Raw genomic sequence first — 6,715 nt, forward strand, 5'->3', positions numbered from 1 at the left:
CCTCATTCACCCCGAGCCTTGCCCGCCCATGTATACCCTGGCCCGCCAGCTGCTGTTCAAGCTTTCTCCGGAAACCTCCCACGACCTGTCCCTGGACCTGATCGGCGCCGGTGGCCGTCTTGGCCTCAACGGCATGCTGTGCAAGCAGCCGGCGGCTTTGCCGGTCACGGTCATGGGCTTGAACTTCGCCAACCCGGTGGGCCTGGCGGCCGGCCTGGACAAGAACGGTGCGGCCATTGACGGTTTCGCCCAGCTGGGCTTCGGCTTCGTCGAAATCGGCACCGTCACCCCGCGCCCGCAGCCGGGCAACCCCAAGCCACGCCTGTTCCGCCTGCCGGAGGCAACGGCCATCATCAACCGCATGGGCTTCAACAACCTGGGCGTTGATCACCTGCTCGGCCGGGTGCGGGCTGCACGTTACAACGGCGTGCTGGGCATCAACATCGGCAAGAATTTCGACACCCCGGTGGAGCGTGCCGTCGATGACTATCTGATCTGCCTGGACAAGGTGTACACCGACGCCAGTTACATCACGGTCAACGTCAGTTCGCCAAACACCCCGGGCCTGCGCAGCCTGCAGTTCGGCGATTCGCTCAAGCAGTTGCTCGATGCCCTGGCCGAGCGCCGCGAGCAACTGGCCGGCACGCATGGCAAGCGCGTACCTCTGGCAATCAAGATTGCCCCGGACATGAGCGACGAAGAAACCGCCCTGGTCGCCGCGGCGCTGATGGAGTCGGGCATGGATGCGGTGATCGCCACCAACACCACGCTGGGGCGTGAAGGTGTCGAAGGGTTGCCGTACGGTGGCGAGGCGGGCGGCCTGTCGGGCGCGCCGGTGCTGGAGAAGAGCACCCATATCGTCAAGGTGCTGGCGGGCGAACTGAGCGGCAAGCTGCCGATCATTGCCGCTGGCGGCATTACCGAAGGCCGCCATGCCGCCGAGAAGATCGCTGCCGGGGCGAGCCTGGTGCAGATCTACTCCGGCTTCATTTACAAGGGGCCTGCGCTGATTCGCGAGGCGGTGGACGCTATCGCTGCGATGCCTCGGTGATCTGCCGGCCATTCGCGGGCGAGCCCGCGAAGAAGCCAGCGCGGATGTGGATTCGTAGTCATAAAAAAGGGCCCCATCAAGGGGCCCCTGGGCCTTCGCCCGCCGCCCGGATAGGGCGTGCATGGTGAATCGAATTCAGTGTCCTCGTTCAGCCAACGGCGTGATTTTCGTTGAGTCTATGGATGCCAGCGGTGCCAGTCATTCCGTCCCAGTTATCACCGCGACCTTCACGCCAGCCGTTGATCCAGGCTTGGCGAACAGAAGGAAGATTGAAGGGGCAAAGTTCGCGGGATTTGCCGGTGACCCCATATTGGTAGCCACGTGAATATGCTCTTTCCAACGGATCACGCTTAAGTCTTCTCATAGGGTGTTGCCCTCACTTGTTGACTGTAATGTCCCGTCGGCCTCTCCGAGGCCGGGCAGAGTCTTTCTGCCGGTGTGCGCTCGCTGCCGGCGTGGCGAGCTGAAAGTGCCACCTCGTTGCGAAGCGGCCTGAGACCAGTTCTATCGAATGCGAGTCACGGTGTGAATGATCGATTTGTCATAAGCACGTAACCTTTCCAAGGGTGAGGGGATAAGTAAATAAATGCGACTCAACCTTGTTTAGCGTTGAGCCCGCTATGATCAGGCTTTGCCGATCATTGACGTCATTTCGCCAGCGTTGCTCGCGGATGACAGAAATAATTTGAAATGCGACGAAGGGTCACACTGGCCCCGGCATCGCCAGAATTTTTCGTACTGCCTGATGATCTAAGCTGTCTTTGCCACTGGGCCAGGCACAGATCGGTCAGGCGGCCCGGCCTTCCACCGCACGCTTGTGTGCCGGTGAAGGCCACCCGCACGCCTGCTGGAAAGGTGTGCGGGCAAACATCGCGGGGCGATGCGTCGCCCCGTCAGTCAAATAGCCCAAGGCGCTGGATTACTCATGTCGGACCGTTTCGAACTTTACCTCACTTGCCCCAAAGGCCTGGAAGGCCTGCTTGCCGAAGAAGCGCGGGGCCTCGGCCTGGATGACGTGCGCGAGCACACCTCGGCCATTCGTGGCGCCGCCGACATGGAAACCGCCTACCGCCTGTGCCTGTGGTCACGCCTGGCCAACCGGGTGCTGCTGGTACTCAAGCGCTTCTCCATGAAGAACGCCGACGACCTCTACGACGGCGTGCACGCGGTCGACTGGGCCGATCACCTGGCGGCCGATGGCGCCCTCGCGGTGGAGTTCAGCGGCCATGGTTCGGGTATCGACAACACCCACTTCGGTGCGCTGAAGGTCAAGGATGCGATCGTCGACAAGCTGCGCAACCGCGAAGGCCTGCGCCCGTCGGTGGAAAAGATCGACCCTGATGTGCGCGTGCACCTGCGCCTGGACCGTGGCGAAGCCATTCTCTCCCTCGACCTTTCCGGGCACAGCCTGCACCAGCGTGGCTACCGCCTGCAGCAAGGCGCCGCGCCGCTGAAGGAAAACCTGGCGGCGGCGGTGCTGATCCGCGCCGGCTGGCCGCGCATTGCCGCCGAAGGTGGCGCGCTGGCCGACCCGATGTGCGGTGTGGGTACCTTCCTGGTCGAAGCGGCGATGATCGCCGCAGATATCGCGCCCAACCTGAAACGTGAACGCTGGGGCTTCAGTGCCTGGCTCGGCCATGTACCGGCGTTGTGGCGCAAGGTGCATGACGAGGCGCAAGCGCGGGCACAGGCCGGTCTGGCCAAACCGCCGCTGTGGATCCGTGGTTACGAAGCCGACCCGCGGCTGATCCAGCCAGGCCGCAACAACGTCGAGCGCGCCGGCCTGGGTGACTGGGTGAAGATCTACCAGGGCGAAGTCAGCACCTTCGAGCCGCGCCCGGACCAGAACCAGAAAGGCCTGGTCATCAGCAACCCACCCTATGGCGAGCGCCTGGGTGACGAAGCCAGCCTGCTGTATCTCTACCAGAACCTTGGCGAGCGCCTGCGCCAGGCCTGCATGGGCTGGGAGGCGGCGGTGTTCACCGGCGCGCCGCAGCTGGGCAAGCGCATGGGTATTCGCAGCCACAAGCAGTACGCGTTCTGGAACGGCGCCTTGCCGTGCAAGCTACTGTTGTTCAAGGTGCAGCCCGACCAGTTCGTTACCGGCGAGCGCCGCGAGGCGCAGCCTGAAGGCACGGAAACCCGCCAGCAGGCAGCACCAGCCAGCGAACCGGCGCGCCTGTCGGAAGGGGCGCAGATGTTCGCCAACCGCCTGCAGAAAAACCTCCGGCAACTGGGCAAGTGGGCCCGCCGTGAGCAGGTCGATTGCTACCGCCTGTACGATGCCGACATGCCCGAATACGCCCTGGCGGTCGACCTGTACCAGGACTGGGTTCACGTGCAGGAATACGCCGCGCCACGTTCGGTCGACCCGGACAAGGCCCAGGCACGCCTGCTCGACGCGCTGGCAGCCATCCCGCAGGCCCTGGGCATTTCGCCGCAGCGTGTGGTGCTCAAGCGTCGCGAGCGGCAGAGCGGCACGCGCCAGTACGAGCGTCAGGCTACCGAAGGCCGCTTCCAGGAAGTGAACGAAGGCGGCGTCAAGCTGCTGGTCAACCTCACCGACTACCTCGACACCGGCCTGTTCCTCGACCATCGCCCGATGCGCATGCGCATCCAGCGCGAAGCAGCCGGCAAGCGCTTCCTCAACCTGTTCTGCTACACCGCCACGGCGACCGTGCATGCGGCCAAGGGCGGCGCGCGCAGCACCACCAGCGTCGATCTGTCGAAAACCTACCTGGACTGGGCGCGGCGCAACCTGGCGCTCAATGGCTTCTCCGAACGCAACCGCCTGGAGCAGGGCGATGTGATGGCCTGGCTGGAAGGCAACCGCGACAGCTACGACCTGATCTTCATCGACCCGCCTACCTTCTCCAACTCCAAGCGCATGGAAGGCGTGTTCGACGTTCAGCGTGACCACGTGCAGCTGCTGGACCTGGCCATGGCCCGCCTGGCGCCGGGTGGCGTGCTGTATTTCTCCAACAACTTCCGCAAGTTCCAGCTGGACGAGCACCTGATGGCGCGTTACGCGGTGGAGGAAATCACGGCCCAGACCCTGGACCCGGACTTCGCTCGCAATAACCGTATCCATCGCGCCTGGCGTCTGCAGCTTCGTTGAGGCGACGAGGTACATTGCACGGCTAATGGCCAATAGCTATAACTGAGTGCAGGGCAAGATAATCCGCAGGACGCTGACGTGACGAGATGGGTGTATGTCAAAGGGTGGCGTGCGTGCGCGGTTGCTTGGCCTGTGCACAGAGGCGGTGTCCGCCTGGGCGGTGGCCCTGGTTGCGCTGGTCGTAGGCGGCCTGTTGACGGCCGTCCTGGCGTTAGCCACGCAAACCTTCTACAAGCAGCAGCTGCGCCAGCGCTTCGAGCTGCTGGCCAGCGAGCGTTTCAGCCGTATCGCCGAGCGGTTTGACGAACAGCAGCAGCGCCTGGACGGGCTGCGGCGGTTTTTCAGCTTTTCCAACGAAATCACCCCACACGAGTTCGACGGCTACGCCAGGCCATTGCTGCAGCGGACCCTGGCCTACGCCTGGGCGCCGCGTGTCGAAGCCTCGCAACGCGCCGAGTTCGAGCGCCAGGCCAGTGCGCATTCCGGTCCGGGCTATGTGATCCGCGACCAGGATCAGCAAGGCCAGTGGCGGCCATCCCCCCAGCGCGACCATTACTTCCCGGTACTCTATACCCAGTCGGGTGAATTGCCCGGGCTGCCCTATGGGCTGGACCTCGCCGGCCAGGAAGAGCCCCTGGCGGCCCTGTCGCGGGCGCTGGGGCCGGGCAGCATGGCGGTTTCCGAGCCACTGCCCATGTTCGATACCAGCTCGGATGCGCGTGGCCTGCTGATGGTGGCGCCGGTGTTTTCCGATGCCAACCCCCGCGGCGCGGCAGTGGGCTATGTGACGGCCTTGCTGAGCATGCGTGAACTGGTCAGTGACGGGCGCCCGGTTTCGGCGGACGACAACCTGGTAGTCCGTATCGTCGACCCCACCGGGCTGCATGGCCCCGAAGTGATGTTTGATTCGCAGAACCCGGTCGCCCCCCTGCCGCTGGCCACCAACCAGCTGTTGCACCTGGCTGATCACCACTTCCAGCTGAGTATCCGGCCGAGTCTGGCCTTCGTGCGCGCCAACCGTTCCTCCGCGGTGTTGGCCGTGAGCCTGCTGGGCGGCTTGTTGAGCCTGCTGCTCAGTATCTTGCTCTACAACCTGTTCAGCCAGCGCCAGCGTGCCTTGGCCCTGGTCGAGCAGCGCACTGCCGAGCTGCGGGTCAGCGAGCAGTCATTGCGTGGCACCCACAACCAGCTGCGCAGCGTACTGGATGCCGCAACCCAGGTGGCGATCATCGCTACCAACCTCAAGGGCGTGGTCAGTACCTTCAACGCCGGCGCCGAACGCATGCTCGGTTACCCCGCCAGCGAGGCGATCGGCCAGCTGCGCCTGGAGGACCTGGTGCTGCCCGAGGAATTGAGCCTGCGTACCCATGCCTTGAGCCTGCGTTACGGCCGACCGATTGAAGGTGGCCAGGCCATGTTCGCCGAAACGGTGCAGGAGCATGGTGCCGAGCCGGGGGAGTGGACCTTGTTGCGCGCCGATGGCAGCCAACTGGTGGCCAACATGCTGGTCACCGCCATGCTCGATGAACAGGGGTTGTGGATCGGTTACCTGGCGATCTGCATCGATGTCACCGAACGGCGTCGGGTGCATGAGGCGCTGGCGGCCCGTGACCGCCTTCTGGAAAAGCTCAGTGCCGAGGTGCCGGGCGGCATTTATCAGTACCGCCTGGATGGCAACGGCCATTCCTGCTTTCCGTATGCCAGCATGGGCCTGTACGACATATACGAAATTGACCTGCAGCAGTTGCGCGAGGATGCCACGGCGGTATTCGAGCGCATCCACCCGGATGACCTGGAGCGCGTGCGCCGCTCGGTGCGTTACTCGGCCGAACACCTGACGCCCTGGCGCGAAGAATACCGGGTCTGCCTGCCGCGTGCCGGGCTGCGCTGGGTGCGTGGCGAGGCGACACCGGAGGTGGGCGAGCAGGGGTGCACCTTGTGGCATGGCTACCTGACCGACATCTCCGACCTCAAGGGCGTGGAGGAAGAGTTGCGTGCGCTGTCGGTGACCGACTCGCTGACCGGCATCCATAACCGCCGTTACTTCCAGGAGCGGCTCAAGCTCGAACTGGAACGTGCCCAGCGCGATGGCCTGGCACTGGCGGTGATCATGCTCGATATCGATCACTTCAAGCGCATCAACGACCATTTCGGCCATGCCGTCGGCGACCGCGTGCTGCGTAGCTTGTGCCTGCGTATCGGCCAGCGTTTGCGGCGTACCGATGTGTTCTGCCGGCTGGGCGGCGAGGAATTCATGGTGCTGTGCCCCGGCAGCGATGCCGAGCAGGCCCGGTTGCTGGCGCTGGAGCTGTGGCATGGGGTGCGCAATGTGCCGGTGGAAGGCGTGGGCAGGGTGACCGCGAGTTTTGGTGTGGCGGGCTGGCGACCGGGGGAGGGGGCCGATGCTTTGCTGTTGCGGGCTGATGCCGGGGTATATGCGGCCAAGCAGGCCGGGCGGGATCGGGTGGAGGGGGAGTTGGCCTGATCGTTTTTGGTTGTCGGTACCGGCCCCTTCGCGGGCTTGCCCGCTCCCACAGGTACTGCAC

At 64.4% G+C, this 6,715-nt stretch carries 4 protein-coding genes; 3 read left to right on the forward strand and 1 reads right to left on the reverse strand.

The features are described from left to right. The first annotated feature begins 28 nt into the window (after positions 1-28). Complete coding sequence (locus ACK1U9_RS14890) at positions 29-1,051, forward strand: quinone-dependent dihydroorotate dehydrogenase (RefSeq protein WP_108481428.1); 1,023 nt, start codon at positions 29-31, stop codon at positions 1,049-1,051. Between the two features lie 148 nt (positions 1,052-1,199). Here the strand turns inward: ACK1U9_RS14890 and rmf are convergent, their stop codons facing one another. Then, positions 1,200-1,415: a ribosome modulation factor gene (gene rmf / locus ACK1U9_RS14895; protein ID WP_003248687.1), complete on the reverse strand. Its 216-nt coding sequence runs from the start codon at positions 1,413-1,415 to the stop codon at positions 1,200-1,202. A 561-nt stretch (positions 1,416-1,976) separates the two neighbouring features. Here rmf and rlmKL point away from each other — a divergent pair. Beyond that, complete coding sequence (gene rlmKL / locus ACK1U9_RS14900; RefSeq protein ID WP_153671134.1) at positions 1,977-4,169, forward strand: bifunctional 23S rRNA (guanine(2069)-N(7))-methyltransferase RlmK/23S rRNA (guanine(2445)-N(2))-methyltransferase RlmL; 2,193 nt, start codon at positions 1,977-1,979, stop codon at positions 4,167-4,169. A gap of 94 nt (positions 4,170-4,263) precedes the next feature. After that, positions 4,264-6,654 (forward strand): sensor domain-containing diguanylate cyclase, encoded by a 2,391-nt coding sequence (locus tag ACK1U9_RS14905; RefSeq protein WP_449109982.1) that lies wholly within the window; start codon positions 4,264-4,266, stop codon positions 6,652-6,654. Positions 6,655-6,715 lie beyond the last annotated feature (61 nt).

It is taken from the genome of Pseudomonas sp. XP1 (genome assembly GCF_053557675.1).

Coding starts and splice junctions, on each gene's coding strand:
- ACK1U9_RS14890 (WP_108481428.1), top strand. CDS start 29: ATGTATACCCTGGCCCGCCAGCTGCTGTTCAAGCTTTCTCCGGAAACC.
- rmf (WP_003248687.1), bottom strand. CDS start 1,415: ATGAGAAGACTTAAGCGTGATCCGTTGGAAAGAGCATATTCACGTGGC.
- rlmKL (WP_153671134.1), top strand. CDS start 1,977: ATGTCGGACCGTTTCGAACTTTACCTCACTTGCCCCAAAGGCCTGGAA.
- ACK1U9_RS14905 (WP_449109982.1), top strand. CDS start 4,264: ATGTCAAAGGGTGGCGTGCGTGCGCGGTTGCTTGGCCTGTGCACAGAG.